Below are 1,441 nucleotides of genomic sequence, written 5' to 3'. Positions count from 1 at the left end.
ACTTGCTGGATGGCTGTTCCAATATCTTCTTGCAGGATACGCCACGATACGCCGTCCACCACAAGATGATGGATCCCTACAAACAGCAGGTTCCCTTCACCCGTCCGGAACATCGCTGCCTTCACCAACGGCCCTTCTTCTAAGTTGATACTGCTGTGCAGTTCCGTACATGCCGCTTCCATGAGTGCTGCTGCTTGTTCTTCGCTAAAGTCATACACCTTTAGCTCATACGCTTTGCTGGCACTCCCCTTTACAATCTCTAGCTGACCTTCCCGGTAGACGGATCTCAGGATGTCATGATGCGCTATAAGGGCATCCAGCACTTCCCGAAGCTGCTTCTCATCTTCCAAATCAATCTCCATCAGCATGTCCTGATTAAAGTGGTGTGGCTTAGGAAGATTCCAGGACGCAAACTCTCTGACGATCGGCGTCAGCGGTACGAGGCCACTTACTTCAGCTTGCTCGTACTGTTCTTCTAAAACAGACTTTTGTGCCGCATAGCTAATCGCCTCAACGGTATACTTTTGCATAATATCTTTGATGGCGATTTGATATCCTGCACTTCTTAGCTTCGACACGATCCGTATCGCTTTGATCGAGTCCCCGCCCAGCTCAAAGAAGCTGTCCTGCGTGCCGACTCGCTCTACGCCCAGTACTTCACTAAAGATATGGCATAGTTGCGCTTCAAGTTCGTTTTTCGGAGCCGTGTATTCCTTCTCGCTTACTGCCACGATCTCCGGCAGCGCCCGTTTATCCAGCTTGCCGTTGCGCGTCATCGGCAGTTGTTCGATCTGCATCATATATGCGGGCACCATATAAGCCGGCAGCACTTCCTCCAAGTCCCGTCTCACCGCTTGCAGTTGGACTTGATCTTTCGATATGAGGTAGGCAAACAGCGCTTTCTCTCCGTCATGGGTTTCCCGTACGATGACCGCCGCATCTTGGATTCCTTCCAACTGCCGCAGCGCATTTTCTACTTCTCCCGGCTCGATCCGGAACCCCCTGATCTTCACTTGGTCATCAATACGGCCCAAATAGGCTATGTTCCCGTCCGGCAACCATTTGGCTAAGTCCCCCGACCGGTACATCCGCTCCCCTGGTACAAAAGGGTTCGCTACGAATTTTTTATTCGTTAGTTCCGGCTTGTTAAGGTAGCCTCTTGCGACGCCAACGCCTGCCACACACAATTCCCCGGGCACACCAATCCCGCATAGCTTGTCCCCATCTAGCATATAGATCTTCAGTGTAGGGAGTGCCTTTCCGACGTCGTTTACATCTCGCGCAATATCTTCTACCGTGATCGCTTTGTACGTTACATGGACAGTCGTCTCTGTTATCCCGTACATATTCACGATGTTCATCTCCGGATACTTCGCATGCCATGCCTTTAATTTCCCTACCTGCAGCGCCTCTCCGGCAAAGATTAGATGTTTGACGCACA

1 protein-coding gene is annotated in these 1,441 nt (G+C 51.2%); it reads right to left on the bottom strand.

Annotated features, from left to right (window positions below):
• Nucleotides 1-1,441 (bottom strand): condensation domain-containing protein (locus ACQ5BJ_RS26265; protein WP_430113433.1); only part of this gene is annotated, 1,441 nt, incomplete at both ends.

The organism is Paenibacillus sp. B1-35 (assembly GCF_050474385.1).
Classification (GTDB): domain Bacteria; phylum Bacillota; class Bacilli; order Paenibacillales; family Paenibacillaceae; genus Paenibacillus_B; species Paenibacillus_B alvei.
Note: the sequence above shows the minus strand (reverse complement) of the source record. Positions and strands in the feature narration are given on the sequence as shown.